This is a genomic window from Sulfurospirillum oryzae (assembly GCF_025770725.1).
In the GTDB taxonomy this organism is placed as follows: Bacteria; Campylobacterota; Campylobacteria; order Campylobacterales; family Sulfurospirillaceae; genus Sulfurospirillum; species Sulfurospirillum oryzae.
Window position 1 is genome coordinate 145,958 of the sequence record NZ_JANZKZ010000003.1, and the last position, 25,005, is coordinate 170,962.

At 41.1% G+C, this 25,005-nt stretch carries 28 protein-coding genes and 5 tRNA genes; 11 read left to right on the forward strand and 22 right to left on the reverse strand.

What is annotated here, in order from left to right; all coding sequences use genetic code 11:
• Positions 1-54 precede the first annotated feature (54 nt).
• Positions 55-978, reverse strand: coding sequence for a phosphoglycerate dehydrogenase (locus tag N0B29_RS09540; RefSeq protein ID WP_263833496.1), 924 nt, complete (start codon positions 976-978; stop codon positions 55-57).
• A gap of 150 nt (positions 979-1,128) precedes the next feature.
• Between N0B29_RS09540 and N0B29_RS09545 the strand changes: the two genes are divergently transcribed.
• The gene (locus N0B29_RS09545) at positions 1,129-1,563 is read left to right on the forward strand and encodes a hypothetical protein (protein WP_263833497.1); all 435 of its coding nucleotides are present in this window, start codon (positions 1,129-1,131) and stop codon (positions 1,561-1,563) included.
• 31 nt (positions 1,564-1,594) lie between these two features.
• On the opposite strand, the gene N0B29_RS09550 is transcribed toward N0B29_RS09545, so the two are convergent.
• The 16 genes from N0B29_RS09550 to tig form a co-directional block, all read right to left on the reverse strand.
• Positions 1,595-1,972: a DUF779 domain-containing protein gene (locus tag N0B29_RS09550; protein ID WP_263833498.1), complete on the reverse strand. Its 378-nt coding sequence runs from the start codon at positions 1,970-1,972 to the stop codon at positions 1,595-1,597.
• 98 nt (positions 1,973-2,070) lie between these two features.
• On the reverse strand, positions 2,071-3,567 hold the full coding sequence (locus tag N0B29_RS09555; RefSeq protein WP_263833499.1) for an aldehyde dehydrogenase family protein: 1,497 nt from the start codon (positions 3,565-3,567) through the stop codon (positions 2,071-2,073).
• A gap of 123 nt (positions 3,568-3,690) precedes the next feature.
• Positions 3,691-4,179, reverse strand: coding sequence for a nucleoside 2-deoxyribosyltransferase (locus tag N0B29_RS09560; RefSeq protein WP_263833500.1), 489 nt, complete (start codon positions 4,177-4,179; stop codon positions 3,691-3,693).
• 89 nt (positions 4,180-4,268) lie between these two features.
• Positions 4,269-4,353, reverse strand: a tRNA-Leu gene (locus N0B29_RS09565).
• 46 nt (positions 4,354-4,399) lie between these two features.
• Positions 4,400-4,476 (reverse strand) — tRNA-Arg (locus tag N0B29_RS09570).
• A gap of 19 nt (positions 4,477-4,495) precedes the next feature.
• Positions 4,496-4,572: transfer RNA gene (locus N0B29_RS09575), tRNA-Arg, on the reverse strand.
• A gap of 23 nt (positions 4,573-4,595) precedes the next feature.
• Positions 4,596-4,672: transfer RNA gene (locus tag N0B29_RS09580), tRNA-His, on the reverse strand.
• A 27-nt stretch (positions 4,673-4,699) separates the two neighbouring features.
• Positions 4,700-4,777 (reverse strand) — tRNA-Pro (locus N0B29_RS09585).
• Positions 4,778-4,855: 78 nt separating this feature from the next.
• A complete protein-coding gene (locus N0B29_RS09590) occupies positions 4,856-5,647 on the reverse strand; it encodes a thiazole synthase (RefSeq protein WP_263833501.1) in 792 nt (263 codons plus the stop codon).
• A 3-nt stretch (positions 5,648-5,650) separates the two neighbouring features.
• Positions 5,651-6,229, reverse strand: coding sequence for a phosphoribosylglycinamide formyltransferase (gene purN / locus N0B29_RS09595; protein ID WP_263833502.1), 579 nt, complete (start codon positions 6,227-6,229; stop codon positions 5,651-5,653).
• Entirely contained in the window at positions 6,220-7,617 is a 1,398-nt protein-coding gene (locus tag N0B29_RS09600) for an NAD(P)H-hydrate dehydratase (protein ID WP_263833503.1), read from the reverse strand. Before N0B29_RS09600 ends, purN begins: the two co-directional genes overlap by 10 nt.
• A gap of 9 nt (positions 7,618-7,626) precedes the next feature.
• A complete protein-coding gene (locus N0B29_RS09605) occupies positions 7,627-9,162 on the reverse strand; it encodes a YifB family Mg chelatase-like AAA ATPase (protein WP_263833504.1) in 1,536 nt (511 codons plus the stop codon).
• Positions 9,163-9,678 (reverse strand): peptide deformylase, encoded by a 516-nt coding sequence (def, locus tag N0B29_RS09610; protein ID WP_263833505.1) that lies wholly within the window; start codon positions 9,676-9,678, stop codon positions 9,163-9,165.
• Positions 9,675-10,766: a GGDEF domain-containing protein gene (locus N0B29_RS09615; RefSeq protein ID WP_263833506.1), complete on the reverse strand. Its 1,092-nt coding sequence runs from the start codon at positions 10,764-10,766 to the stop codon at positions 9,675-9,677. The genes def and N0B29_RS09615 overlap by 4 nt, the downstream gene beginning before the upstream one ends.
• A gap of 20 nt (positions 10,767-10,786) precedes the next feature.
• Positions 10,787-11,377 carry an ATP-dependent Clp endopeptidase proteolytic subunit ClpP gene (clpP, locus tag N0B29_RS09620; protein WP_263833507.1) on the reverse strand — a complete coding sequence of 197 codons (591 nt, stop codon included), beginning with the start codon at positions 11,375-11,377 and terminating at the stop codon, positions 10,787-10,789.
• Positions 11,377-12,675 (reverse strand): trigger factor, encoded by a 1,299-nt coding sequence (tig, locus tag N0B29_RS09625; RefSeq protein ID WP_263833508.1) that lies wholly within the window; start codon positions 12,673-12,675, stop codon positions 11,377-11,379. The genes clpP and tig overlap by 1 nt, the downstream gene beginning before the upstream one ends.
• Before the next feature lie 128 nt (positions 12,676-12,803).
• Between tig and folE the strand changes: the two genes are divergently transcribed.
• The 8 genes from folE to N0B29_RS09665 all read left to right on the forward strand — a co-directional run bounded on the left by folE (position 12,804) and on the right by N0B29_RS09665 (position 19,231).
• Positions 12,804-13,379, forward strand: a complete 576-nt coding sequence (gene folE, locus N0B29_RS09630) for a GTP cyclohydrolase I FolE (RefSeq protein ID WP_263833509.1) — start codon at positions 12,804-12,806, stop codon at positions 13,377-13,379.
• Complete coding sequence (gene fliI / locus N0B29_RS09635; RefSeq protein WP_263833510.1) at positions 13,379-14,683, forward strand: flagellar protein export ATPase FliI; 1,305 nt, start codon at positions 13,379-13,381, stop codon at positions 14,681-14,683. Before folE ends, fliI begins: the two co-directional genes overlap by 1 nt.
• A 91-nt stretch (positions 14,684-14,774) precedes the next feature.
• On the forward strand, positions 14,775-15,965 hold the full coding sequence (locus N0B29_RS09640; RefSeq protein ID WP_263833511.1) for a NifS family cysteine desulfurase: 1,191 nt from the start codon (positions 14,775-14,777) through the stop codon (positions 15,963-15,965).
• A 26-nt stretch (positions 15,966-15,991) separates the two neighbouring features.
• The gene (locus N0B29_RS09645) at positions 15,992-16,981 is read left to right on the forward strand and encodes an iron-sulfur cluster assembly scaffold protein (RefSeq protein WP_263833512.1); all 990 of its coding nucleotides are present in this window, start codon (positions 15,992-15,994) and stop codon (positions 16,979-16,981) included.
• 120 nt (positions 16,982-17,101) lie between these two features.
• Positions 17,102-17,323, forward strand: coding sequence for a MoaD/ThiS family protein (locus N0B29_RS09650; protein WP_263833513.1), 222 nt, complete (start codon positions 17,102-17,104; stop codon positions 17,321-17,323).
• 3 nt (positions 17,324-17,326) lie between these two features.
• Positions 17,327-17,773 carry a molybdopterin synthase catalytic subunit gene (locus N0B29_RS09655; RefSeq protein ID WP_263833514.1) on the forward strand — a complete coding sequence of 149 codons (447 nt, stop codon included), beginning with the start codon at positions 17,327-17,329 and terminating at the stop codon, positions 17,771-17,773.
• The gene (locus N0B29_RS09660; RefSeq protein WP_263833515.1) at positions 17,770-18,987 is read left to right on the forward strand and encodes a molybdopterin molybdotransferase MoeA; all 1,218 of its coding nucleotides are present in this window, start codon (positions 17,770-17,772) and stop codon (positions 18,985-18,987) included. Before N0B29_RS09655 ends, N0B29_RS09660 begins: the two co-directional genes overlap by 4 nt.
• 37 nt (positions 18,988-19,024) lie before the next feature.
• Entirely contained in the window at positions 19,025-19,231 is a 207-nt protein-coding gene (locus N0B29_RS09665) for a CPXCG motif-containing cysteine-rich protein (RefSeq protein WP_263833516.1), read from the forward strand.
• 8 nt (positions 19,232-19,239) lie between these two features.
• Here the strand turns inward: N0B29_RS09665 and N0B29_RS09670 are convergent, their stop codons facing one another.
• Positions 19,240-19,845 (reverse strand): DUF5625 family protein, encoded by a 606-nt coding sequence (locus N0B29_RS09670; protein ID WP_263833517.1) that lies wholly within the window; start codon positions 19,843-19,845, stop codon positions 19,240-19,242.
• A 90-nt stretch (positions 19,846-19,935) separates the two neighbouring features.
• Positions 19,936-21,363 (reverse strand): SLC13 family permease, encoded by a 1,428-nt coding sequence (locus N0B29_RS09675; RefSeq protein ID WP_263833518.1) that lies wholly within the window; start codon positions 21,361-21,363, stop codon positions 19,936-19,938.
• Positions 21,364-21,668: 305 nt separating this feature from the next.
• Here N0B29_RS09675 and N0B29_RS09680 point away from each other — a divergent pair, with 305 nt between their 5' ends.
• A complete protein-coding gene (locus tag N0B29_RS09680) occupies positions 21,669-22,280 on the forward strand; it encodes a Crp/Fnr family transcriptional regulator (RefSeq protein ID WP_263833519.1) in 612 nt (203 codons plus the stop codon).
• Between the two features lie 59 nt (positions 22,281-22,339).
• Positions 22,340-22,909: a GNAT family N-acetyltransferase gene (locus N0B29_RS09685; RefSeq protein ID WP_263833520.1), complete on the forward strand. Its 570-nt coding sequence runs from the start codon at positions 22,340-22,342 to the stop codon at positions 22,907-22,909.
• 38 nt (positions 22,910-22,947) lie between these two features.
• Here N0B29_RS09685 and N0B29_RS09690 read toward each other — a convergent pair whose 3' ends face one another.
• The 3 genes from N0B29_RS09690 to N0B29_RS09700 are packed head-to-tail and all read right to left on the reverse strand — an operon-like array spanning position 22,948 to position 24,917.
• A complete protein-coding gene (locus N0B29_RS09690) occupies positions 22,948-23,178 on the reverse strand; it encodes a transcriptional antiterminator Rof (protein ID WP_263833521.1) in 231 nt (76 codons plus the stop codon).
• Positions 23,175-23,597 (reverse strand): YqaA family protein, encoded by a 423-nt coding sequence (locus N0B29_RS09695; protein WP_263833522.1) that lies wholly within the window; start codon positions 23,595-23,597, stop codon positions 23,175-23,177. Before N0B29_RS09695 ends, N0B29_RS09690 begins: the two co-directional genes overlap by 4 nt.
• Positions 23,598-23,600: 3 nt before the next feature.
• Positions 23,601-24,917, reverse strand: a complete 1,317-nt coding sequence (locus N0B29_RS09700) for an MFS transporter (protein WP_263833523.1) — start codon at positions 24,915-24,917, stop codon at positions 23,601-23,603.
• Between the last annotated feature and the right edge of the window lie 88 nt (positions 24,918-25,005).

Below are 25,005 nucleotides of genomic sequence, written 5' to 3' on the forward strand. Positions count from 1 at the left end.
CTATCGACATAAAATAGGGCTTATTGTATCTAATAATGATGAAAAATTAGTTACTTATTGTGATGAAAAAAAGGTTTTTAGATGTTCAATACACGCATATCCCATCGCTAATATGCTCTCTTTTGAGTTTCCGCCAAGATGTGGTGTGCAAATAAGGTTAGGCAAATCAATGAGTTCCCAGTCTTGTGTGGGCTCTACCAAGAAAGCTTCTAACCCTGCACCTGCAATTTCACCCGTTTTAAGAGCGATCTTAAGCGCTTCTTCATCGATGATGCCACCGCGTGCTGTGTTGATGATAAATGCACTTTTCTTCATCGCTTTGAATTCTTCGGTTGAAAAAAGGTTTTTACTCTCTGGTGTAAGCGGCAGATGAATGGAAATAATGTCAGCTTCTGCTAAAATTTGCTCTTTACTCGCGTAAGTAATGCCATATTTTTTCGCTTCAGCCTCATCATGCGTACGGTTGCAGACAAGAATTTTGCAGTGAAAAGGACTCAAAAGCTCTACCACGCGCTTGGCAATGTTACCAAACCCAAAAAGACCAATCGTTTTGCCTGTAAGCTCGCTTCCTCCATTGACTTTCCATACGTGTTGTTTAAGCAAGGCGGTAGCGATGTGGAGGTTGCGGATGCAGGAGAGCATCAAGGAGAGGGTAATTTCAGCCACCGAATTGCTGTTAGTTCCACCGCTCCAGCCTAGCTGGAGACCTCTTTTTTTCATCGACTCAAGGTCTAAATTGTCCAGTCCAACGCCGTAACGTGAAAGGATTTTTAGTTTTGGACAAGCGCTTAGTATCTCATCATCTATCTCTTCACGTCCGACAATAGCACCATCAGCATCTTGCAAAAAGGCGATTAAATCTGCTTTGGTCTTAAGTAGGTTATCGGCGTTATGTTTGAGATCGGGAAATGCGGTTGTGAGCTCTTTCATAAGTTCGATGGAGCGTGAAAAAAGTGGTGAAATAACAGCGATTTTCATAGAGATTCCTTTTGACATGTAAAGTATCTTGTATAAAAAAGTATAGCATGCTTTCTTCAATCTTTGCTTATCAAATTGGTCTATTTTTATTAAGTCAATATTTACTTATAAAAGCTACAATCAGATAATTATTATCAATAAAGGAATTTAATGAAGTATTTAATATTGGCAGTTTTTCTGTTGCTACCACTGGGGCTATTTGCTGATATGCTCAAAGAAAACGCACCTATACAACAATTTGTCATCAAAGATCAATTTGAAAAAAGTATGAATATCACGTCCCAAACGAAGCAAATTATTATCGCTTTTACGAAGGCAGAGGGCGAGGGTATAAAGACTTTTTTAGAGACACATCCAAACTATTTGGTTGAAAATGATGCTCTTTACTTCATGGATGCGACTTCGGTTCCAAGTCTGGTGATGAGCATCTTTATGATGCCAAAATTTAAGAAATACAGCTACTCGATAGGGCTTTTGGAAAATGAAAAAGATGTGGCATATTTTCCTAAAAAAGAAGATCGCATAACGGTGATTACGCTTGATAATCTAACCGTGACTGCCATCACCTTTAAAGAAAAACTCTAATCCAAACGATCAGCGCTTTAAAAAGCGTTGGTCATTTTTGATCTTTTGGCAAAGCGTTATACTCTGCATCGCTAAAGATACGTGACCTTGTTATAAATTGATATCCCAAGTCTATCTCCAACGAAAAAGAGTTTCCAAAAGCAGCTTTCTCTTCTTTAACATCCAAAATAATTTGCGAGTAGCGAAAATATTCAAATTGGTCTTTGTCGATGTAAAATTCACATCCACCAACTTCGCCCATTTTAATATTTCGCCAAGGCACGTTAAAATCACTTTTTGCATAACACATCGGCGCTGTACCATCGCAACAACCGCCACTTTGGTTAAAGACCAGTTCGCCATTTTCTTTTTTAAGTTTTTCGATAATAGAGAGGGCTTCGGGGGTTGCTATCAGTCGTTTGACTTCCATAATATCTCCTTTCAAAGGTGCGTGGGCTTTCCGTCGAGGAAAACCCGGTGTGAACGTAGGGTTCAGAACTTTGCTCTGAACCCGTGCTAAAAGACCTATTAGAAAAATCCTAATTTATTTTTATTGTATGACGTCAAGATATTTTTGGTATGGCGATAAGCATTGAGCATCATCATGTGCGTCTCGCGTCCGATGCCTGACTTTTTATAGCCACCAAATGAGGCGTGCGATGGGTAGAGGTGGTAGCAGTTGACCCACACACGTCCCGCTTCAATGCCTCGAGACATTTTATGAAGCTGATGCGCGTCTCTTGACCAGACACCTGAGCCTAAGCCATAAATGGTATCATTGGCAATGGCAAGCGCTTCATCTTCTGTTTTAAAGGTTGTGACACAAAGCACGGGTCCAAAAATCTCTTCTTGGAAGATACGCATTTTGTTGTGACCTTTAAAGATAGTCGGTTGAATGTAATTGCCTTTTGGGAAAGTTTTGTTTATGTACTCTCCGCCACCAATAAGGCACTCTGCCCCTTCTTCTTTACCGATGCGAATGTAGTCCAAGATTTTCTCTTTTTGGTTCACCGAAGCTTGCGCTCCCATTTTCGTGGTTGGATCAAGAGGATTTTCTTGGGTAATCGCTTTAACGCGCTCCAAAACTCTTTTCATAAATGGCTCATAGATAGACTCTTGAATGAGGGCACGAGAAGGGCATGTGCAGACTTCACCGCTGTTAAAAGCGAAAAGTACCAGTCCTTCAATGGCTTTATCAAAAAATTCATCGTCTTTAGCCATGATAGACTCAAAGAAAACATTAGGAGATTTACCACCGAGTTCCAACGTTGAGGGGATGATGTTTTCAGTGGCATACTGCATGATGAGCTGACCCGTCGTTGTTTCACCCGTAAAGCCTACTTTTTTGATGTCGGGGTGCGTTGCGAGGTGTTTACCGATTTTTCCACCTGCACCATTAATAATGTTAATAACGCCTTTTGGTAGAACATCTTGGATGGTTTCCATCAAAAGTAAGATAGACATAGGCGTTGCACTCGCTGGTTTTAAGACAACGCAGTTACCAGCAGCGATCGCAGGAGCGATTTTCCATGCCGCCATCAAAAGTGGAAAGTTCCACGGAATAATTTGCGCTACAACACCAAGAGGTTCGTGTATCTCTTGTGAAATCGTATTTTCATCGAGGTCGGCTACGGTTCCTGATTCGCTTCTTATAACAGAAGCAAAGTATCTAAAGTGATCAACGACTAAAGGAAGATCGGCTGCGAGTGTCTCGCGCACGGCTTTACCGTTGTCTAGGGTTTCTGAAATTGCTAAAAATTCTAAATTCGCTTCGATTTTATCGGCGATTTTGTTAAGAAGTGTACTTCGCTCGATGACCGAAGTGTGCTTGTACGATTCAAAGGCTTTTACGCCAGCAGCAACCGCTGCATCAACATCTGCGGTGGATGAGCGAGGAATTTTGGTTAAAAGTTCGCCGTCCACAGGGGAAAGATTGTCAAAATATTCGCCACTCAAAGGTGGAACCCACTCACCGCCAATAAAGTTTTCATAACGAGGTTTATACGTTGGTTTGGAATATGCCATTTTTGCACCTTTCTAGTTAGAGTTATATAAGATAAAAATTATCTCTTTACAAACTCTAGTGCAGTAGGCTTTAACAACAAAGACAAAGAAGGAACTAACTATTTTTTTTAGATTGGATTAATGTTAATGAAAGCCATGTTTTAGGTACTTTAAACACGCTTCAAAGCTAGGAGCCACCACGTTATGCGAAAACATCAGGTTGTGTGTGAGGCCAAAATCTTCAATAGCCATACCCGACGTGTCACAATTGGTATCGCCTAAGTTGAGGATAGATTGAGTTTTTTCTTTCAAAGGGCGCATATCGGTAGAGTAAGCTAAAACGTGCTTGCCTAGTCCTTGTGCATAACCTACTTCCCAAACCGTACCACTGTCAGGCTCTGGACCACGAAAGGGAGAGAGATTGGCAATGACGATGTCGCATCTTTGTATCATTCTTTGATTTGCAAGGCGAATGGCTTCTGCAATTTCTTTGAGATTGTCCCCTGTTATGGTATTGTCAAGTGGAAAAAGCCCTTCATAACCATATTTTTTACAAAGAAGTTTATGAGAATTGCCAACTTCAAGTGCATTGGGTAAAAAGACTTCAGGACCTGCAAGATAGATTTTTTGCATGAAAAATTCCTTGATGAGTTGCCATAGTAAAAGTTTTGAGATTGTAACATAGAAGAGGTATCAAATTTTTTAGAAGGAAAATAAAAAAGTGGTGCGGATAAAGAGACTCGAACTCCCATGCCTCTCGGCACCAGATCCTAAGTCTGGCGTGTCTACCAATTTCACCATATCCGCACACAACAGTAGTAAATTTTGCGAAGCTGAAGCTCCGTCTTAAGGGTGGTACGCCCTACACGATTCGAACGTGTGACCTACGCCTTAGAAGGGCGTTGCTCTATCCAGCTGAGCTAAGAGCGCATCTTCTCTCGGTTTTAGGTGGTGCGCTCGAAAGGAGTCGAACCTACAACCTACGGATCCGAAGTCCGTTGCTCTATCCAATTGAGCTACGAGCGCATAAACCGCGCCACACAAAACAATGGGGTGAGTGATGGGGATCGAACCCACGACCCTCAGAACCACAACCTGATGCTCTAACCGACTGAGCTACACTCACCATCTAAAATTAATTCTGAGAAATAAGTGGTCGGGGCGAAAGGATTCGAACCTTCGACCCCCTGGTCCCAAACCAGGTGCGCTGACCAGACTGCGCTACGCCCCGACATTTAAAAAAACTTAAGTTGGTCTTTTTAAGGCTGAAATTCTATCCAAAATCCAGCCTTTTGTCAAGGAAAAGTTTTTAGCCTTTTTTGGAAAACTCGATAAGTCCCTCTGTTGGTGAGCTAGCCGTTGCAAAAGGCTTCTTAGCGATGCGCCCCGCAAGGAAGCTAGCACGTCCCGCAAGGACAGCATATTTCATTGCTTCTGCCATCATGATAGGGTTTTTAGCTTGTGCAATGGCCGTATTTGTCAGAACGCCATCAGCGCCAATTTCCATTGCAATAGCTGCATCACTGGCACATCCAATACCTGCATCGACAATGACAGGAATGTTAACGGCTTCTTTAATAAAAAGAACATTGTAACGATTTTGGATGCCAAGACCACTGCCAATCGGAGATGCCAAAGGCATAACTGCGGCACTTCCAGCATTTTCAAGGCGTTTTGCCATAATAGGATCATCGTTGGTATAGGTCATGATGGTAAAGCCATCTCGTGCTAAAACTTCACATGCTTTCAGGGTTTCCATGACATCGGGGTAAAGTGTTTTAGCGGTATCGCCGATGACTTCGAGTTTGATAAGGTCAAGTCCTGTTGCTTCTCTTACCATTCGAAAAAGCGTGATAGCATCTTCGGCGGTGGTACAGCCTGCGGAGTTTGGAAGGAGTTTTATGTCAGTGCCTTTGAAGTAGTCCATGAGATTTTCTTCGTTGGGATTGGTAATGTTAACACGACGCACTGCAACGGTGATAAGCTTAGAACCACTCGCGAGTGTTGCATCTTTCGTTGTTTGAAAATCAGGATATTTACCGCTTCCCACGATCAAGCGGCTTGCAAATTCAATATTGCCTACTTTGAGGATGTCGTTCATTTTTTAATTCCTATTGAGTAAATTTTTAACGGTTTCGGGAAGGAGCTCGTGTTCAAGTGTGTGAATTTTTTCTTCAAAATCTTCAAAACGCATTCCTTCAACTTTCTCAAAACAGCGTTGCGCGATGATCTCACCGCCATCAAGCTCTTCGCTAACGTAGTGAACGCTAATGCCTGCGACTTTCATCGGTGAATCAAAGCTCTCTTTTATAGCATTGCCTCCCTTAAAAAGCGGAAGGAGTGAGGGATGTAAGTTGATTGCTTTAACCTGTTTTGTGAAATAGGGCGTGAGAAAACGCATAAATCCAGCGAGTACGGTAAGTTCAGCGCCACTTTCATAAATTGCCGTTACAAGGGCTTCATCAAAGACATCACGGCTTGAATAGAGCGTATGATCGATAATGACGGGTTCAATGCCGTAGCTTCGTGATTTTTCGATTCCTGCGGCGTTTGGGCGATTGCAAATGGTGGTTGCAACTTCAATTTTACAGTGTTCAAATACTTTGTTGTGAAGGGTCTCGAGCAATTTTTCTAAATTACTGCCCTCTCCACTAAATAAAATAGCAATTTTCTTTATAACCATTTAAGACCTTTACAAATATCAATCGGAGTAAGCGCAAAATTATTACATGTAAACTTTTGTGAAACGAGTGCGTGAGCGAGTGTTGCGCTAATAGCAGCATCTTTTGGGGTATAGCCTTGGGCGAGGAGTGCTCCTATCATACCTGATAGCACATCGCCACTACCACCTTTTGCAAGGGAAGGCATGCCATAGGTGTTAATGAAAAGTTCGCCATTGTGTGCGATGATGGTGTTCGCACCTTTGAGAACCAGTACCACGTGCGGAAAGGCAAGACTAAAGCGTTTGGCGTGTTCAAAACGGTTGGCTTGGATCGCTTCAACACTGACTTTTTCTTTACATGTAAGCTCTAAAATTGAGCTAAATTCTTTGGGATGTGGGGTTAAAACGACAGGTTTTTTTGAGGCAATAATCTCCGTAATAAGCGGATGATGCGACAAAGAAGCGTCGATAACCAAGGGTAAAGTATTGGAGAGGAGAAGTGTTTTAAGAGCTTCTTCATCAAAAGGCATCTCAAGCCCCATACCGGCAACAATCACATTGGCATTTTTAGGAAGCGCTTCACTACTCATCAGATAAATGGGCAATTTTTTAGGTTTCTCGCCAAGAAGTGTGACAAGTCCTGCACCAAAGTGAAAGGCTCCCATGCCTGCAAGGCGCGCCGCACCCTCTTTGGAGCCTTGCACAATCGCAACATGTCCGAAAGTGCCTTTATTGGTGTTTTTTTTCATGCGAATGGGTAGCTTGAGGTCACTTTTGCGAAGTAAAAAAGTGGGGCTAGGCGTTTCATACTGATTACGGGCAATGCCGAGACCAGCGACTTTAATTTTTCCAACAGTATCTTTAACGTTGTCATTGAGCAAACCCAGCTTTAAAGCCCCCATTGTAATAGTCTCATGGGCTTGGAAAATGACGGGACTGAGCGTTAAATCACTGAGAATTCCGCTGGGGATATCGCAGGCTATTTTGTAGCCTTGCTTCGCGTTAAGGCGCTCTAGCAGTTTACATGTAAACTCGTCCAAAGGACGATTGAGTCCTGCACCAAAGAGCGCGTCGACATAGACATCGACATCAATGAGGTCATTGACGATGACCACCCCCACTTTTTTAGCACGTTCTAGTTGGAGTTTTGCAAGCTCTGATTTAAGCTCAAAAGGAAGATAGATGCTTACATTATGCGTACCATGAAGCAAACGTGCGGCGACAATGCCATCGGCACCATTGTTCCCCATGCCACACACAAAGAGCGCACTTTTTTTACATGTAAGCTTTTTTTTCACCGCACGAGAGAGGGCAAGTCCCGCATGTTCCATTAAAATTTCAGGGATAAGCTTAAACGTGGTGTAGCAACGCTTATCGAGTGTGTCAGTTTCTTCATAGACGTACTGCATTGGTTTCTCCTAACGCTTACGGAAGCTTAGAGCTTCAAGAAGATGCTCTTGCGCTATCTGCTCACTTTGTGCTAGATCGGCTATGGAGCGTGCGATGCGAAGTATTTTGTGAATGCTTCGCTGACTCAGTCCAAAACGGCTCTGTGCCATCTCTAGACTTTCATTTGCTTTGGCTTCAAGGGTACAAAAACGCATCGTGTTGTACTCATCTAGCTTGCCATTAAGTTCATTTTGCCCACGATTTTTTTGCATCACAAAGGCTTTTAGCACCTGCTCAAACATCTCTTTTGAGCTAAGGCCTTGCTCTTTGGAATTCTCTTCACTCATCTGAATGTACAGATCGATTCTATCCATAATCGGCTCAGAGATGTGGTTTTTATAACGATTGATTTCCACTTCAGAACAACGGCACTCATGCGTTTGGCTGAAAAGATTGCCGCATGGGCAGGGATTTTGTGCCGCTGCAAAGAGAAATTTGGTTGCGTAGCTTATTTTGGTATTGACCCGTGAAATGAGGACACGATGATCTTCCAAAGGCTCTCTTAGGCTCTCTAAAACTGTTTTAGAGAAGTTGGGAAATTCGTCGAAAAATAGAATTCCATTGTGAGCGAGGGCAATTTCACCTGCTCTACTTTGAGTGCTCCCACCGCCAAAGATGGAAGGGCGAGAGGAGGTGTGATGGGGAGAACGAAAAGCTCTCAAAGGGCTTAGTTCAACGTCTTCTTCTTGTAGGGATTGGTAGGCGTTTGACTCTAAAATTTCCTCAATGCTTTGAGGAGGCAAAATGTAGCGAAGGCGCTTGATGCTCATGCTTTTGCCACAACCTGGGCTTCCTTCCATCAAAAGGTTGTGCATACCAGCAGCAGCGATGAGCATAGCGCGCTTGGCTCTGTGTTGACCTAAAACATCGCTAAAATCAAGTGGAAATTGCGCGCTGTAAAAATACTCTTTACCTTCGATTTTCAAACTGTTTTCGCAAAAATTCTGATGCGGTGCAGAGGTTTCTGAATTAAAGCGTTTTTCTTTAAAAAAGAGCACGGCATCACTGAGTGTTTCAACACCAAATGCTTCAATATTAGGGATTTGCTGTACTTTTGAGAGAAGCTCACTTGGCACTAAAACACGAAGATTTGATGTATGTGAAGCTAAAGAGAGGATGATAGGAAAAATGGCATTGGTTTTTTTGATTTTTCCATCAAGCCCAAGTTCCCCAAAGATGAAAAAATCGTTACATGTAAAACGTTCTTTTTGAATAGCAATGAGTAGGGCAATGACCAAATCAAAGTGGCTTCCCTCTTTTTTGAGATCAGAGGGTGAAAGGTTAATCGTTATTTTTTGAGCAGGAAATTGGAAGTTAATGCTTGATAGGGCAGATTTTATACGTTCTCTAGACTCTTGAATGGCCAAATCAACCATTCCCACAATGCTAAAGCCAGGAAGGGAGCGCACCAACGTAGATTCAACGTCAACCTTGTAGGCTTTGTTGCCAAACAAGGTAGCACATTTTGCGTGCTTTACCTTGGATAACAAGGCAGCTTCATCCATTTATTTACCCGCTTTTTGCTTTTTTTTCCACTCTTTATCAAATTTTTTACGTTTTAAGTAAGAGAGTTTTTCGATGAAAAGACGTCCTTTGAGGTGGTCCATCTCGTGCTGTACGGCAATTGCCATCAGATCTGTAAACTCTTCTTCGCATCGATTGCCATTTCTGTCATAGTATGAGACTTTGATATGTTCAGCCCGCTCAATTTCATCGTAATAGCCAGGCACACTCAAACACCCCTCTTGATAGATAGTGCTACCATCTTTTTCAAGTATGACAGGGTTAATAATTTCATAGAGGTTTTCGATTTTTTGACACCCCTCTTCATCCACGAGGTTGATGATAAGAACATTCAAAAGAACGCCAATTTGAACAGCGGCAAGCCCAATACCTTCTTTAGCAACCATCGTTTCATACATATCATGCAATAAACTATGTAAATGCTCGTCAAAGTGTAGAACATCTTTTGACGATTCTCGTAGAAGCTTATTGGGATAAACTAATACTTCTTGGATCATATCTCCTCACTTGGTAGAGAAGGAGTGCAAACGATATATGGGACGTACTTTTTACCTGTATGAGGGAGCTCTTCAAGGGTAGCTGCTATAAATTCTTCAGCATTATGATCTGTATCTAGAGATACAATGGCAAGCTCAATGTCCGTTTCAACTTCACCTGTTCCTACGAAAAAGCTGGTTTGATAAACAAGTTCACTAATACGATCACACGCTTTTTTCGCACCTACAAGATCGGTATGTTTGAGAACCATCGCAAAAATTCCATCGCCAAAGTGAGCAACAACGTCACTTCTGCGAGATGTTTTAAGAAGGAGTTTCGCAATGTTTCGAACAACGATGTCTTTATCTTTTTTATTAATAATCTTCTCTAATGTGTCTTCTTTGACGCGTGCCAATACCAAAGAGCTTGGATGCGCGTAATTTTTAATGAGTTTGATCTCGTCTTGAAGTGATTTCATGAGGTAACGTCGGTTGTAAACACCATACTTTACATCAAAAATAGATTGGTTGTCGACCTCTTGTAGGATCGTTGTCGTTTTTTGATAATAGTCTTTTAAAAGATCAATTTGTTTGGTGGTTAAGCCAAACATTTTATTCAGATCTTCACTCAGTGAAGAGATAATATTTTGAATCGAAAGCGGGTTTGAGTTTGACTCGAGTTGTGTTGATCTTTTTTTAACAATCTCTTGCATCACATTAAGGTTGCGGTAAACAGTCGAAACAACTTGCATAATGTTTTTAATCTGCGCAAAACCCTCTTTGACTTCACGCTCAATGCGCGCATGATTTTCATCATTATTGGTACTTTCTAGTTCTAGAAAATCATTGATACGTTTTTTAAATGCCGCAGGTTTGCTCTCTAATAGTTTGTCAAAATAGATTTGAAAATTAGTAGGTGTGGGAGGGATGTTTTCATCTCCCAACACCTTCAAAACCAATGCAGCAAATTTTTCAAGCTCAACATTGGATGCTTGGGTGACAATAGGCTCTTTGGGAGGTGTTGGTGGTGGGGCTTGCTCAATGACATCTTCTTTCATGTCGATGTTATAAACACCCGTTTTCCCTTTTTCTTTATTGAAACGAACCATTGTTGACCCTCTTTGCTATGTTATTTAAAACTTTTATCTAATACTTTATCAATCAAACCATATTCGCAAGACTCTTCTGCACTCATGAAGAAATCTCTTTCAGTATCTTTAATAATTTTTGGAAGTTTTTGAGAACAGTTTTTTGCCAAAATTTCATTGAGCACTTGCTTCATTCTCAAAATTTCTTTCGCTTGAATCTCAATGTCTGTTGCTTGCCCTTGAGCGCCGCCTAGAGGCTGATGAATCATAATACGTGCATTAGGAAGAGCGTAACGCTTCCCTTTAGCTCCAGAACTAAGCAAAAATGCTCCCATCGATGCTGCTTGTCCGATACAAATGGTACTAATATCTGGCTTGATATAGTTCATTGTATCGTAGATGCTAAAACCACTGGTAATGACGCCACCAGGAGAGTTAATGTAAAGATAGATGTCTTTTTCAGGATCTTCTGCTTCAAGGAAAAGTAGCTGTGCTACGATGGAAGAAGCAACAACATCATTAATCTCACCACTGAGCATAATGATACGATCTTTTAAAAGGCGAGAGTAGATATCGTAACTTCTCTCACCTCTACCCGTTTTCTCTATAACGACAGGAACATAATAGCTCATTATTTACCTTTAGTAAAAAGCTTTGTGAAGAGTCTCTCTTCGATGATAGACATTTTAATTGCTGGAAGTACACCTTGTTTCTCATAATACTCTAGGTATTCTTTTGGATTTGCACCTTGTTGCATCGCTTCAAAGTAGATCATTTGAAGAACTTCTTGGTCACTAACATTGATGCTTTCTTGTTTTGCTAACTCATCAACAATGAAAGTTAATTTGACGCTTTTTTCAGAATCATTTCTAAATTCTTCTCTTTTTTCTTTGATTTTCTCTGGATTGCCAGCAAATTCTTTGATTTCTTCTTCGCTAAGTTTTCCAAAAACACTTCTCATTTGAAGGTCAATTTCTTGGTCAACAATATTTTCTGGAAGGTCTAGCGCGATTTTTGCCAAAATGTTTTCAACAAATTGTGGTTTAACTTCATCGTTAAAAAGTTTTGCAAGCTTTTCATTGCGAATTTCAGTCTCGATTTGTTCCTCAAGAACCGCTAGTGTTGGGTTTTCAACACCTGGAAGTAATCTTTTAATCATCTCTTCACTTGGCGTTTCAGGGATATCTTTAACTTTGATCTCTTTGAGAGTAATTTTAAAGGTGGTTGGTTTTCCTGCAAGGTCTTTGTTGCCGTAAGTCTCTGGGAACGTTACCGCGATTTCTTTGCTTTTGCTACTTACTTTCATACCAATGATAGCATCTTCAAAACCTGGAATGAAAGAGTTGCTACCGATTTCAAGTGTATAGCCTTCTGCTTTACCGCCTTCAAATGCGACGCCATCTAAGAAGCCTTCAAAGTCAATCACAACAAAATCGCCTGATTTAACAGCACGTTTTTCTTCAACGGTTTTAAGTTCAGCAACAAGTGCCAAAGTTTTTTCAAGTCTCTCGCTAATCTCTTTTTTAGTGACTTTAGGTGCTTTGTATTCAGGTACGCACTCTTTGTAGCCCTCAACATTGATTGTTGGTCTAAATGAAAGTTTCATAACAAGCTCTAATCCGCCATCTTTTTCTTCAAATTTTGAGAAACTAGGCTCTCCTACAACAAGGTCTGCTTTAACATCAAGTTCAGCTAATGCTTTTGTGTAAAGCTCTCTAAGTGCTTCTGTTTGTGCATCTTCTTTGAGTTGTTTGCCGTAGCGTGCTTTAACGATATGTGCAGGAACCTTTCCCTTTCTAAAACCATCAACTTTCATATTTGAAGCAGCAGATGCAATCATCTTCTCTTCTTTTTTTTGCAATAGCGCTGGTGAAATGGTTGCCTCAACTGCAGCATTAGCACTATTTGTACGGTTAACTTTAATTTGCATAAAATCCCTTTTCGATATAAAATTTTGCTCAAATATAGCAAAAATTTGCTTTTAAGTCGCTTTTTATCCATTAAAAAGCAAAATAGAGATAAAATATCTCGTCTTAATTTTAACAGAAGTGAATCATAATGCACAGACAAGAAGAGTTTGAACAAGCTGTCAAAACAATGCTTGAAATTATTGGTGAAAACACCCAGCGTGAGGGACTTTTAAAGACCCCAACACGTGTTTTTAAAGCGTATGAATATATGACACAAGGGTATCATCAAAGCCCTAATGATGTATTGGGCGAAGCACTTTTTGCGAGCGACAATAATCAAATGGTATTGATTAAAGATATAGAGTTTTATTCGATGTGCGAACATCACCTTTTACCGATTATTGGACGAGCTCATGTTGCGTACATTCCTAATGGCAAAGTTGTAGGACTTTCCAAAATTCCTCGCATGGTTGATATTTTTGCGAAACGTCTTCAAATTCAAGAACAACTTACCGAACAAATCGCTAAAGCAATTGATGATGTCATCGCTCCTAAAGGCGTGGGTGTTGTCATTCAAGCGCGTCACATGTGTATGGAGATGCGAGGTGTTGAAAAAACACACTCTAACACTACAACATCAGCACTTCGTGGACTCTTTCTCAAAGCAGACACGAGGAAAGAATTTTTTGATATTATCAACGCACCGCAGGCTAATCGCTACTAATGCCACTCGAGCGCCTTAAAAAACAACTTCATGGAAAAAGCCTCTCTCCTATGTTTGGCACCATCACCAAAATTAGCTCCACGACCATTGAGGCGTGTGGGTTAAGACCTAGCATTGGGGACATCGTCAAAATCGTCTCTTTAGATAGCCATAAAAATGAACTTGGCATGATCACTGAAGTAGATCGAAACTCCTTTTTTATCTCACCTTTTGGCTTTATTGAAGGGTTTAAAATAGGCGACAAAGTCTTTATCAGCGAGCAAGGCATGATGATCCCTGTAGGGGAAGAGTTGCTTGGACGTGTGGTTGATCCGTTTATTCGCCCCAAAGATGGCAAAGGAACGGTAGGTGCAATGTCTATGGCGCCGATTATGAAGGCGCCACTTGATCCGATGAAAAGAGGACTCATCAATGAGCCATTTCGTGTTGGCGTGAAGACGATTGATGGACTTTTGACCTGTGGCAAAGGTCAGAAAATGGGCATCTTCGCGGGAAGTGGTGTGGGTAAATCCACACTGATGGGTATGATTGTAAGAGGCTCAGAAGCGCCGATTAAAGTGGTTGCTCTCATAGGCGAGCGTGGGCGTGAGGTTCCTGAGTTTATTGAAAAGAACTTAGGTGGCAACCTTGACAATACCGTGATCGTGGTCGCGACCAGCGATGATTCGCCTTTGATGCGAAAGTATGGTGCTTTTAGTGCCATGAGCATCGCAGAGTATTTTAAAAATACAGGCAGAGATGTTTTGTTTATGATGGATTCGGTTACGCGTTTTGCGATGGCACAGCGAGAAATTGGTCTTGCCCTTGGAGAGCCGCCGACGTCTAAAGGCTATCCTCCATCGGTTTTGGCACTTTTACCACAATTGATGGAGCGAGCGGGAAAAGAAGAGGGCAAAGGCTCTATTACAGCGTTCTTTACAGTACTTGTTGAGGGTGATGATCTTAGCGATCCGATTGCGGATCAATCCAGAAGTATTTTGGATGGTCACATCGTGCTCAGTCGTGAGCTCACGGATTATGGTATTTATCCGCCGATTAGCATTCAAAACAGTGCATCAAGGGTTATGGGCGATGTCATTGACGGTGAGCATAAAAAAGCGGCGATGCGCTTTAAACGGCTCAACTCTATTCTGAAAGAGAACGAAGTTCTAATTCGTATCGGTGCGTATGAAAAAGGGAACGATAAAGAACTGGATATGGCAATTAGTAAAAAAGAGAAGATGAATGGCTTCTTACAGCAAGACCCTGAAGAAGTTTTTGAATTTGAAGCAACGGTTGCAGAGTTAAAACAGATCATTGCCTAAATTTCTTTAGTATTTTTTAATATAGAAAGTAATAGTATTCAAAAATTAATTAGGATAAAGTTTATCCTATATAGAATGGAGCAATAAGACGATGAGAGTCTATTTAGATAATAACGCGACAACCATAGTTGATCCTAAAGTTTTTGCTGATATGGAACCCTATTTTTGTCAAATGTACGGTAATCCAAATTCTTTGCATCAATTTGGCAGTGAAAGTCATCCCGCCCTCCGAAAAGCGATGGATCAGCTTTATGCGGGTATTAATGCGAGCGATGATGATGATATTGTCATCACTTCCTGTGCCACCGAGAGCAACAACTGGGTCATTAAAAGTATTTATAACGACTATATTTTAAACGGTGACAAAGATCATATTATTACCAGTGAAGTCGAGCACCCTGCGGTTGGCGCATCCTGTAAATTTTTAGAAGGGCTTGGCGTTAAAGTCACCTACCTTCCTGTTAATACTGATGGTGTCATCAGTGTCGAAGATCTTAAAAATGCTATTACGGATAAAACAGCACTTGTCTCTATTATGTGGGCAAACAATGAAACAGGCATGATTTTCCCAATCGAAGAGATTGGCGCCATTTGTAAAGAAAGAGGCGTTTTATTTCACACAGACGCTGTTCAAGCTATAGGAAAAATTCCTGTAGATGTTAAAAAAGCCAATGTTGATTTTCTCAGTTTTTCTGCTCATAAATTTCATGGACCAAAGGGTGTTGGTGCTCTTTACATTAAAGGTGGACAACAACTCTCTCCTTTCTTTCACGGCGGTGAGCACATGGGTGGACGCCGTAGTGGAACACTTAATGTTGCTGGCATTGTGGGTATGGGTAAAGCGATGGAACTTGCCGTTGAAGCACTTGATTTTGAAAAGAGTAATGTTAGACGTTTGCGCGACAAACTAGAAGATGCACTTTTACAAATTCCCGAAACGATGGTTGTTGGAACAAAAGAGCAGAGAGTTCCCAATACGATTTTGATCAGCGTTAAAGGAATTGAGGGTGAAGCAATGCTTTGGGATCTTAACCAGAGTGGAATAGGCGCTAGTACAGGAAGTGCGTGTGCGAGTGAAGCGCTAGAATCTAACCCTGTTATGGAAGCTATAGGCGCAGAGGCTGATTTGGCTCATACGGCTCTTAGACTTTCTCTTTCACGTTTTACAACAGAAGCTGAGATTGATTTTGCAATTGAAGTGATTCAAAAAGCAGTTGTGAGACTTCGTGCCATTTCAAGCACGTACGCGTATGCCCCAGAGTGGCACGTTAGTAAATTATAATTCAATAACGAATAGAGGATAACAAAATGGCAAAAAATAGTTTAATTGGCGGCTCCATCTGGGAGGAATACAGCCAAAAAGTACAAGATTTGATGAACCATCCACAAAATATGGGTGAGTTGACAGAAGAAGATGCTAAAAATATGGGCGGAAAGCTCATTATTGCAGATTTTGGCGCCGAGAGCTGCGGTGATGCGGTTAGACTTTACTGGATCGTTGATGAAGCAACCGAAGTCATTAAAGCAGCAAAATTTAAAAGTTTTGGTTGCGGTACTGCGATTGCAAGTTCTGACACAATGGCAGAGCTTTGTATCGGCAAAACGGTTTCCGAAGCGGTCAAAATTACCAACATTGATGTTGAAAAAGCGATGCGCGATACGCCAGATATTCCTGCTGTTCCACCTCAAAAAATGCACTGTTCGGTTATGGCGTATGATGTTATCAAAGCCGCTGCAGCTTCGTATAAAGGGGTTGATGCCGCTTCATTTGAAGATGATATTATCGTGTGTGAATGTGCGCGTGTTAGCCTTGGAACCATTAAAGAAGTGATTAAAATCAATAACCTTAAAACCGTTGAAGAGATCACCAATTACACCAAAGCAGGTGCATTTTGTAAATCGTGTATCAAGCCTGGTGGGCATGAGGCAAGAGAATATTATCTTGTTGACATTTTAAGAGATACAAGAGCTGAAATGGAACACGACCATCTTCTTGCAATTTCAAACTCAAAAATTGAAGGAAGCAATACAGTTAATTTTGATGATTTAACAGTAGTCAAAAAATTCCAACAAATTGAAGCCATTATTGATGAAAATATCCGTCCAATGCTTGTTATGGATGGTGGTAACCTTGAAATCCTTGACATCAAAGAAGGTAGTGATGGCATGACGGATGTTTACATCCGTTATTTAGGCGCTTGTAGTGGTTGTGCAAGTAGCTCTACAGGCACGCTTTTTGCGATTGAAGCCGTACTACAAGAGAAATTAAGTAAAAATATACGAATATTACCGATCTGATTTAATAACGTCTTTTGGGCTTTGCCCAAAAGACTGCATTAGCCACTAGAGCCCTAAAGCTAGCCTTATTTGAGGCAGAGTTTTTTAGTGGTTAAATCTCAATTTCATAAGGAAATATTCGTGGCAAAAGTTGAATTTTTAGGACCTCTTGGTCGCCCTAGTATTGAAGTAGATATTTCAAATCTCAGTGAACTCAAAACCTTTTTTAAAGACGATAAAGAACTTCAAGACTGGCTTGCCATCTGCGCAGTTGCCGTAAACGATACGCTCGTTTGCGATCTCAATGTACCCCTTTCTAAAGAGGACAAAATCTCACTTCTCCCTCCTGTTTGTGGAGGTTGATCTATGTTAGAACTTCACGATGGATCTTTACATGTAAACACTATTTTGGCAGATTGGTATGCCAAAATAAGCGATAAAAACTATGGTGCTTTCATCCCTTTTGTAGGTATCGTTAGAGATGAAGACGGCATAGAAGGGCTAAGTTTTGACATTTATGAGCCTATTTTAAATAACTGGTTTAACGCATGGCAAGAGAGAGCCAAAGAACAAAATGCTTACCTTCTTATGGCACACTCGCGTGGTGATGTTCTCAACCATACTTCAAGTTATATTGCCGCAGTTGTCTCTCCTAAACGGAAAGTTGCCCTTAAAATGATTAATGATTTTGTCGAAGACTTTAAAGCCAATGCACCGATTTGGAAGTATGACTTGGTGAATGGCAAACGCGTTTATGCCAAAGAGCGTTCACACGTGCTCAGTGGCTCTGGACTTTTAAAGGCAGACGCATGAGCAAGAAGACTTTCCTACCATTTGACGAAACGCTTAAAGCACTCGAAAACTCCATAAAAACAGAAATGGGTATTGAAAATATTTTCATAGGCGATGCGCTGGGTCGCTTTCTTGCGGTTGACGTTGTCGCACAGGAAAATAACCCAACGCACGCAACCTCTTCGATGGACGGTTATGCCATTCGTTTTACCGACCAACAACTAGGCTCACTCACCATCAGTGATTTTATCCCTGCGGGGACTGAAACGCATGGTGTCGTACACAAAGGTGAGTGTGTTAAAACATTCACTGGCACACTGATGAGTGAAGGCAGCGATACGCTGATTCCCATTGAAAATGTCGAAGTTAAAGAGGGTAAGATTCACATCACTTCCGCTGTGTCCAAAGGCTTTGCGGTTCGACCCGTAGGTGAGAACTACAAAGCGGGTGAAGTGCTCATTAAAAAAGGCACAAAAATTGGTTTTGCTGAAATTGGGGTGATGGCAGAAGTGAGTATGGTGCAAGTCGAAGTCTTTATGAAACCTCGCATCGCCATTCTCTCAACCGGCAATGAAATTTTGGACTTTGGTGAACCAAAAATCTCAAGTGCTCAGATCCGCAGTTCCAACCATGTCACCGTTGAAGCAATTTTACGCCAATTAGGCTGTGAGTGTATGCGTTTTAAACTCATTAGAGATGATCGTGATCTCATCGAGCAACAACTCAGACAAGCGCTCATGTGGAGTGACATCGTCATCACCACGGGTGGCGGAAGTGTGGGAGACTTTGACTTTTTGCAGAGCATTCTCACCGACATGAAAATCGAAAATATCATCGATGGCTCGTACATGAAACCAGGTCGCCACATCCGTGTGGTCAAATCGGGTCACAAATACATCTACGCACTTCCAGGCTTTCCCTACAGTGCTTCGGTCTGTACCTTTTTATTTATCGCTCCGCTGCTACGCAAAATGCGCGCGCAAACGTTTGCCTTGCCAACGATTAAAGCGTTTATGGGCGAACTCTATAAAAAACGCTCCAAATTTGTGGAATTTACCGCGTGTAATCTTCGCTTTGACCAAGGGCAACTGACCGTTGACCTAGAAGGCAAAAAAGAGGGCAGTAGCGCCATACTCAATAACCTTTTAGACAACCCCGTTCTTTTACGCGTTGAAAAAGATGTCCAAAAAATTGAAAAAGGCGAGATGGTTGACGTGGTACTGCTGGACTTGTAAAAGTCTGGCAATACTCACTCCCCCCAGAAAGGTTTTTATGGATAACACACTGTTCGATAAAACCATCACCTGCCCTTACTGTTGGGAAAACTTTTCAATTTTCATTGAACCCAGTAGCGAAGTGGGCGAGAGTTATATTGAGGACTGTTATGTCTGCTGTCGCCCCATCGAAATTTATGTTGCATCGAAACATGACGACTTTGTGGATATTCGTGTTAATCGTATAGAGGGAAATGAGTTTTAATAGAAATTTTAGTTCTTTTTAGATTTGAATAACCGGATAAGAAGACTTATAATTAAAATAGGGGATATTAAATAGTTAAATATAGTCCCCCACCACATATAGTCAGTATGCCATGTAGTTGAATTTTTTGGATCGTATGATATTTCAATTTTTGCATTGATATCTTGCAATTCAGGTATTGGCTTTAAGATTTCTATTGTTAGAATATAATCACCTGGATAAATTGTTATAGAGTCAATAGTCCTATATATCCGTTCCTTTGTCCATAAGTGTGCACCATATGTTTGTACATCTCTTTGAAAAATAACTTTTTTAGATTCATTTGAAGTTAATGACCATTTTAGAGGTATAACTACTCCTGTCTTATTGTTTGCTAATGAACCACCAACTAATTCATTGAGTTCCATAATCTCATGAGTTTTTCTACTAAAGCTTAAATCAAATTCATAAATTTCTGGCATACGAATTTCAATTTGTTCTGTTATTTTTCCTGCAGGATTAAGCGAAATTTGAGTTTCTAGAGGTTTCTTACTGTAGTAATTTACAAATAACATATGTACTGGGTAGTGTAGAAAAAGAAATATTAAGCAAATATAGATGTACCGCTTTCGCAAATATATCCTTTAATAATTTATTTCGATAAGGATTATATCCAAGTTATCTTTTTCATAAATAAATATAAAATAAAATTTTAGGGCTATTTATCAAAATAGCCCTATCCAACTCCAGTACGTATAAACCATAATCGTACAAAAAACCGCACCAAACAGACTCATGATCGCACCCACTTTAATCAATTCACTGGACGTAATCTCTTCCGTTGCTAGACCGATGATATTGGGAAGGTTCGAGACGGGGAGTAGGTATTGGTGGAGCATATTCATGGCAACTAAGAGAACAAATGCGGTAACTTGCATGCCAGCATTGGCGGGAAGGGCTGCAACGGCGATGGCATGGGCGATGACTACGGGCGTTAATGCCGTTGTTTTAGGACCCGCACCTGTGAACAAGACTTGAAGTGCAAGCATCAGCCAGATAAAAATGACGACTTGTAGTTTGACATCCAATGCTAAAAGAGGGTGAAAAAATGTAGTAGCAAGCCATGCGGCGGCACCCGTTTTAACGAGCAATGAACCCATAGACAAACCAGCCCCGTACACGATGAAAACATTCCAAGGGACTTTTTTCTCAGCCTCTTTCCATGTCATAACTTGTGTTGGAACAGGGGCTATCATCGCGGCAACGGCAAGGAGCGCCACAAGCGTGGTGTCAAGTCCGTGGAGTTTGTCAGTAGCCCATAACAGAAGCGTCATGATAAAAATGATGAAAGTATAGATCTCTTTTGAGCTCATTTCCCCCATAGCGGTTAACTGCTTTTGCATGACATCTTGACCTGCTGATATGTCTTTAATGTCGGGCGGAAACATCTTAATAATCATATATGTTGCGATTAAGCCCATAAGGAGTGCTGGTGGCATGCCGATCTTAAACCACTCCATCCAGCCTACGGTTACTCCCGTTGCATTTTTGATAAGACTGACAGAGATAGGGTTGGCGGCATGAGAAGTCATAATGCCCATACAGTACATCGTTCCTGCAACGGTGACAATATAAATCAAGCCTTTTACAAGGGTACTTTGCCCTTTTTCGACACCAAAGGCTAAACCCATCGAGGTGATAATCGGTAAAACTAAAAGCGTTTTAGCTGCAAGGGAAGGAATAAAAAAGGTCATGAGAAGGGTCACTAGCGAGATCGCCCAGTATAAATTGATAGCCGATTTTCCTATCTTGCTTACAATGATGAGCGCAAGCCTTTTGGAAAGCCCCGTATCACCCATACATGCCGCCATAATCATACCCAAAACGACAATCCAAACGCCTGTTGAGGAATAACCGATCAGCGCTTCGCCAATTTTTCCTGCGCCAAAAAGGACTAAAAAGGCAATGATTAAAAAACCGCTCTGTGCATCATCGAGAGCTTGCGTAATCCATACAATAATGGCAAAGATGCCAACGCCAAGCGCTACTTTTCCTTTAAAATTGAGTCCTGCCATTTCTGGGGTGAGATAAATCATGGAAAGCATAGCAGCTAAAGCCAAAACAATAAAGATAATTTTTTTGGTGTTAAACATATCAACCTCCTGTGTGCGCTTTAGATGTTAAGTGCAGATTTGATAACTGAAGTAGAATAAGATAAGAAACCTTAAATTTAATGTAAAAAAGGGTTGAGGTCATCCTTTACATGTAAAGTGTTCAACGCTCTTTATGTTTTTGCACATTAATCAAATTCTATCATTGTCAATGTCGTGACAACACCTTTAACAGTGGCACTTTGCTCGTTCTAGAACTAAATTTGTCAATTCAACCACTAAGATAAAATTTAATTCAAAATGCGTTATGATTGGAAGATGCCGTATATTTTGTCGCAGGGAGCCTTATGGTCACTTTCATCTCAAAAAAACAAGCGTTAGAGATACTTTATCGCGAATTAACGGATATATCTCCTTTGCCTATGCACGTTTGGGAAGATGCGTCACAGTACTTTTGTCTCAAAACGCTTCCTAAAGGGGCGCATCTGTTTGACATTGGCGATAAGGTCAAAGATTTTTATTTTTTGATTCAAGGGTTGGCACGCTACTACTACATCAGCGAAAATGGTAAAGAGTTCAACAAGTCGTTTGCGGAAAAACCGGGGCATCTTTTAAGCAGCATCTCCTCTGTTTCGATGAAGGAGGAAGTCTCTCCTTTTGGTGTGGAGGTACTGAGTGAGTTTACGGTGCTGTGCATCAGCTATGAAAATTTTAGAGTGCTGAGTGCAAAGCATCAAGCGTGGAATGATTTGATGTTGCGTATTTACGAGCGTTTGATCGTCAAAAAAGAGCGCAGGGAAGCGGACTTTTTGCTTTTGAGTGCGAAAGAGCGCTACATGAAATTTTTAAACGACTATTCGATGATTGAGAGTGCGGTTGCTAATTATCATATTGCCTCGTATCTTGGCATCACGGAAGTGGCACTTTCACGCATTCGCAAAGAGATGAAATTAACTTAGGTTAATGACAAGAACTCCTTTTAACGGTATGATTTCGTATCTTTATTAAGGAATGATGTATGCGGTTAAAAATTGCGGATAAGAACGATGTAGATGGCATCTTTGCGCTTCATTCAAAATATCAAATTGATTCGATTTTGGAAGAAGACAAAAAAGACGGTTTTGTAACCACGGCGTTTAGCAAAGAACAACTGAATGATATTATCGAAAAAGAACAAGGAATTTTCATCGCACTGCAAGAGGGCAAAGTTGTCGCTTATGTGATGTCTGCTTCATGGCAATACTGGTCACCATGGCCGATATTTGCGCAAATGATCGAAAACTTACCCAATCTTTCGTATCTAGGACAAACGCTTAGTATTCACAACTCGTACCAATATGGTCCCGTGTGCGTCGATAAAAGCGTGCGAGGTAGTGGCGTTTTGGAAAAACTGTTTAATTTTGCGCTGGAGAGCATGCAAAAGCGCTATCCTATTTTGGTGACATTTATCAATAAAATCAACGCTCGCTCATACGCGGCACATACACGAAAAATCGGCTTGGAAGTGATTTGCGAGTTTCCATTTAACGGCAATAATTATTATGAGCTGGTTTTCGATACTTCTAAAAGAGTATGTGCGGGTATATGAAGGGGGTTGTGTAAAATTTAACGTTACATGTAAAGCGTTCAACGCTCTTTATGTTTTTTCCCATTAAACGAAAAAATCGTTTGAAGATTGATCTTTTTTCCACCTTGCAAGATCAAAAATTCTTCATATTCTATCATTGTCAATGTCGTGACAACACCTTTAACGGTGCTACTTTGCTCATTTTCCAGATAGACAATGGTTGAGGGGATTTTTCGCTCTATGGCGACCATGAGTTGGTCGTAAAATTCGCAAGAGATGGGTGTGTTCATGATGCTATGGCTAAAAAGCCAAGGTAGACAAAAATATAGCGCGCCAACTTGGCAAATCCAACGATGATGACAAACTTCCACCACGCATAACGGACGATGCCAGCAACAAAGGTGAGCGGGTCGCCGATGATCGGAAGCCATGAGAAAAGAAGGCTCCACGCACCGTATTTTTCAAAAAGAGACGAAGCTTTTTTGAGGTGTTTCTCTTTCATGTAGCCTTTAGAGAGGGCAAAATCGGTGGCGTATTTTCCAAGTACATAATTGACAAAAGAGCCTAATGTATTGCCAAGTGTCGCAACGGTTAAGAGTAAAAGAGGACTGAGATGGATTGATAGCAAGTAGACAAAAAGCGCTTCGCTTCCACCTGGCAAAAGTGTGGCAGAAGCGAAACTTGTGAGAAAAAGGGAGAAATAACTCACTGACTAGGAAATAACGGCTAAAATAGTCTCTTGGTTGGTGACATTGCGGTCGTATTTGACCACCAAAATTTGCTCACTTTCGTTGCGGTACCACTCAACAACACCAATAACGTGATGCAAATGCTCTGCACGAGTCAGATCAAAACTGCTGTAAGGAAGGTAAATGTTTTTGTTATGACTTGGATTTTTAAGGCTTGCGATTAAAAAGAGCCAGAGAATACAGATAATGAAGATAACCCAAGCAATTTCCATAATGCCAAAGTGCTGTAAGAAATAACCACCAAAAACACCACCAATAAATGTTCCAGCGTAACCAAAGGTGTTAAAAACACCTAGTGCTGCACCCTTTTGATGAACTTTAGCATATTTGCTTGCCATGGACTGCATCAGTGGTTCGTGCATGTTAAAGCCGATGAAAAAGACGACCACGCCCACGATAAACCATGGTGCTTTGTGTGCATAACCCATCATCACGTAGCTGATCGCAAAGAGTGCCACGCCGATCATCAGCATCTCTTTGGAGCGGTGTTTTTTCTCTCCTAAAATCGCGGAAGGTCCCATGGCGAGTACACCAAAGATCATGGCGGGTAGATAGACCATCCAGAGCTCTTTTTTGGCAAACCCAAACTCTTGCACCATAATGATAGGAATGACCATAAAAGCGAGCGTCATCATCCCTTTTTGAAGCATGTTGGTGATGTTCATCTTCATCAGATCTTTATCTTTCAAAATGTGTTTGAGCTCACGCTCATCCGCGCCGTAGTTGTGAATGATTTTTGGAGGGTTTGGCACTTTTGTATAGAGCACAATCATCGCAAAAATAGAGAGTGCCGCAGTAATAAAAAAGAGTTTATCAACCCCATAATAGCCGCCGATTATGGAGCCTAACATCATCGAAATGGCAAAACTAGCCGCAATACAGCCTCCCATGATCGCCATGGCATGACCTCTCACCTCTTCTTTGACCATATCGCTGATCATCGCAGTTCCTACAGCACCAATGGCAGCCGCACCTTGTAAGAAACGTCCAATCATAAGGCCGTAAATGGTACTGCTGTAAGCGCAAATAAGCGAACCAATGAGAAAAATGACCAGTCCAATAAAAATAGTAATTTTGCGTCCAATTTTGTCGGACATAATGCCAAAAGGAATTTGAAGTAACATCTGTGTAAGCGCGTACCCACCGATGGTGATACCGACTAACAATTCGTTAGAGCCTTCTAGGTGAAGTGCGTAAACGGAAAGGACGGGTAAGACGATAAAGAGACCTAAAAAACGAAGTGAAATAATAAGGCTGAGAGGGAAAATAGTTTTGAACATGAAAATGTCATTCCTCGAAATTTAATAAGGAAAGATTTTACCTTTGTTAAACTTTGAAAATTCTATGGATTCTTTGGGGTGAATTTGG

Bases quoted from the DNA above. Each gene is read 5' to 3' on its own strand.
- N0B29_RS09540 (WP_263833496.1), bottom strand. From the start codon at position 978: ATGAAAATCGCTGTTATTTCACCACTTTTTTCACGCTCCATCGAACTT.
- N0B29_RS09545 (WP_263833497.1), top strand. From the start codon at position 1,129: ATGAAGTATTTAATATTGGCAGTTTTTCTGTTGCTACCACTGGGGCTA.
- N0B29_RS09550 (WP_263833498.1), bottom strand. From the start codon at position 1,972: ATGGAAGTCAAACGACTGATAGCAACCCCCGAAGCCCTCTCTATTATC.
- N0B29_RS09555 (WP_263833499.1), bottom strand. From the start codon at position 3,567: ATGGCATATTCCAAACCAACGTATAAACCTCGTTATGAAAACTTTATT.
- N0B29_RS09560 (WP_263833500.1), bottom strand. From the start codon at position 4,179: ATGCAAAAAATCTATCTTGCAGGTCCTGAAGTCTTTTTACCCAATGCA.
- N0B29_RS09590 (WP_263833501.1), bottom strand. From the start codon at position 5,647: ATGAACGACATCCTCAAAGTAGGCAATATTGAATTTGCAAGCCGCTTG.
- purN (WP_263833502.1), bottom strand. From the start codon at position 6,229: ATGGTTATAAAGAAAATTGCTATTTTATTTAGTGGAGAGGGCAGTAAT.
- N0B29_RS09600 (WP_263833503.1), bottom strand. From the start codon at position 7,617: ATGCAGTACGTCTATGAAGAAACTGACACACTCGATAAGCGTTGCTAC.
- N0B29_RS09605 (WP_263833504.1), bottom strand. From the start codon at position 9,162: ATGGATGAAGCTGCCTTGTTATCCAAGGTAAAGCACGCAAAATGTGCT.
- def (WP_263833505.1), bottom strand. From the start codon at position 9,678: ATGATCCAAGAAGTATTAGTTTATCCCAATAAGCTTCTACGAGAATCG.
- N0B29_RS09615 (WP_263833506.1), bottom strand. From the start codon at position 10,766: ATGGTTCGTTTCAATAAAGAAAAAGGGAAAACGGGTGTTTATAACATC.
- clpP (WP_263833507.1), bottom strand. From the start codon at position 11,377: ATGAGCTATTATGTTCCTGTCGTTATAGAGAAAACGGGTAGAGGTGAG.
- tig (WP_263833508.1), bottom strand. From the start codon at position 12,675: ATGCAAATTAAAGTTAACCGTACAAATAGTGCTAATGCTGCAGTTGAG.
- folE (WP_263833509.1), top strand. From the start codon at position 12,804: ATGCACAGACAAGAAGAGTTTGAACAAGCTGTCAAAACAATGCTTGAA.
- fliI (WP_263833510.1), top strand. From the start codon at position 13,379: ATGCCACTCGAGCGCCTTAAAAAACAACTTCATGGAAAAAGCCTCTCT.
- N0B29_RS09640 (WP_263833511.1), top strand. From the start codon at position 14,775: ATGAGAGTCTATTTAGATAATAACGCGACAACCATAGTTGATCCTAAA.
- N0B29_RS09645 (WP_263833512.1), top strand. From the start codon at position 15,992: ATGGCAAAAAATAGTTTAATTGGCGGCTCCATCTGGGAGGAATACAGC.
- N0B29_RS09655 (WP_263833514.1), top strand. From the start codon at position 17,327: ATGTTAGAACTTCACGATGGATCTTTACATGTAAACACTATTTTGGCA.
- N0B29_RS09660 (WP_263833515.1), top strand. From the start codon at position 17,770: ATGAGCAAGAAGACTTTCCTACCATTTGACGAAACGCTTAAAGCACTC.
- N0B29_RS09665 (WP_263833516.1), top strand. From the start codon at position 19,025: ATGGATAACACACTGTTCGATAAAACCATCACCTGCCCTTACTGTTGG.
- N0B29_RS09675 (WP_263833518.1), bottom strand. From the start codon at position 21,363: ATGTTTAACACCAAAAAAATTATCTTTATTGTTTTGGCTTTAGCTGCT.
- N0B29_RS09680 (WP_263833519.1), top strand. From the start codon at position 21,669: ATGGTCACTTTCATCTCAAAAAAACAAGCGTTAGAGATACTTTATCGC.
- N0B29_RS09685 (WP_263833520.1), top strand. From the start codon at position 22,340: ATGCGGTTAAAAATTGCGGATAAGAACGATGTAGATGGCATCTTTGCG.
- N0B29_RS09690 (WP_263833521.1), bottom strand. From the start codon at position 23,178: ATGAACACACCCATCTCTTGCGAATTTTACGACCAACTCATGGTCGCC.
- N0B29_RS09700 (WP_263833523.1), bottom strand. From the start codon at position 24,917: ATGTTCAAAACTATTTTCCCTCTCAGCCTTATTATTTCACTTCGTTTT.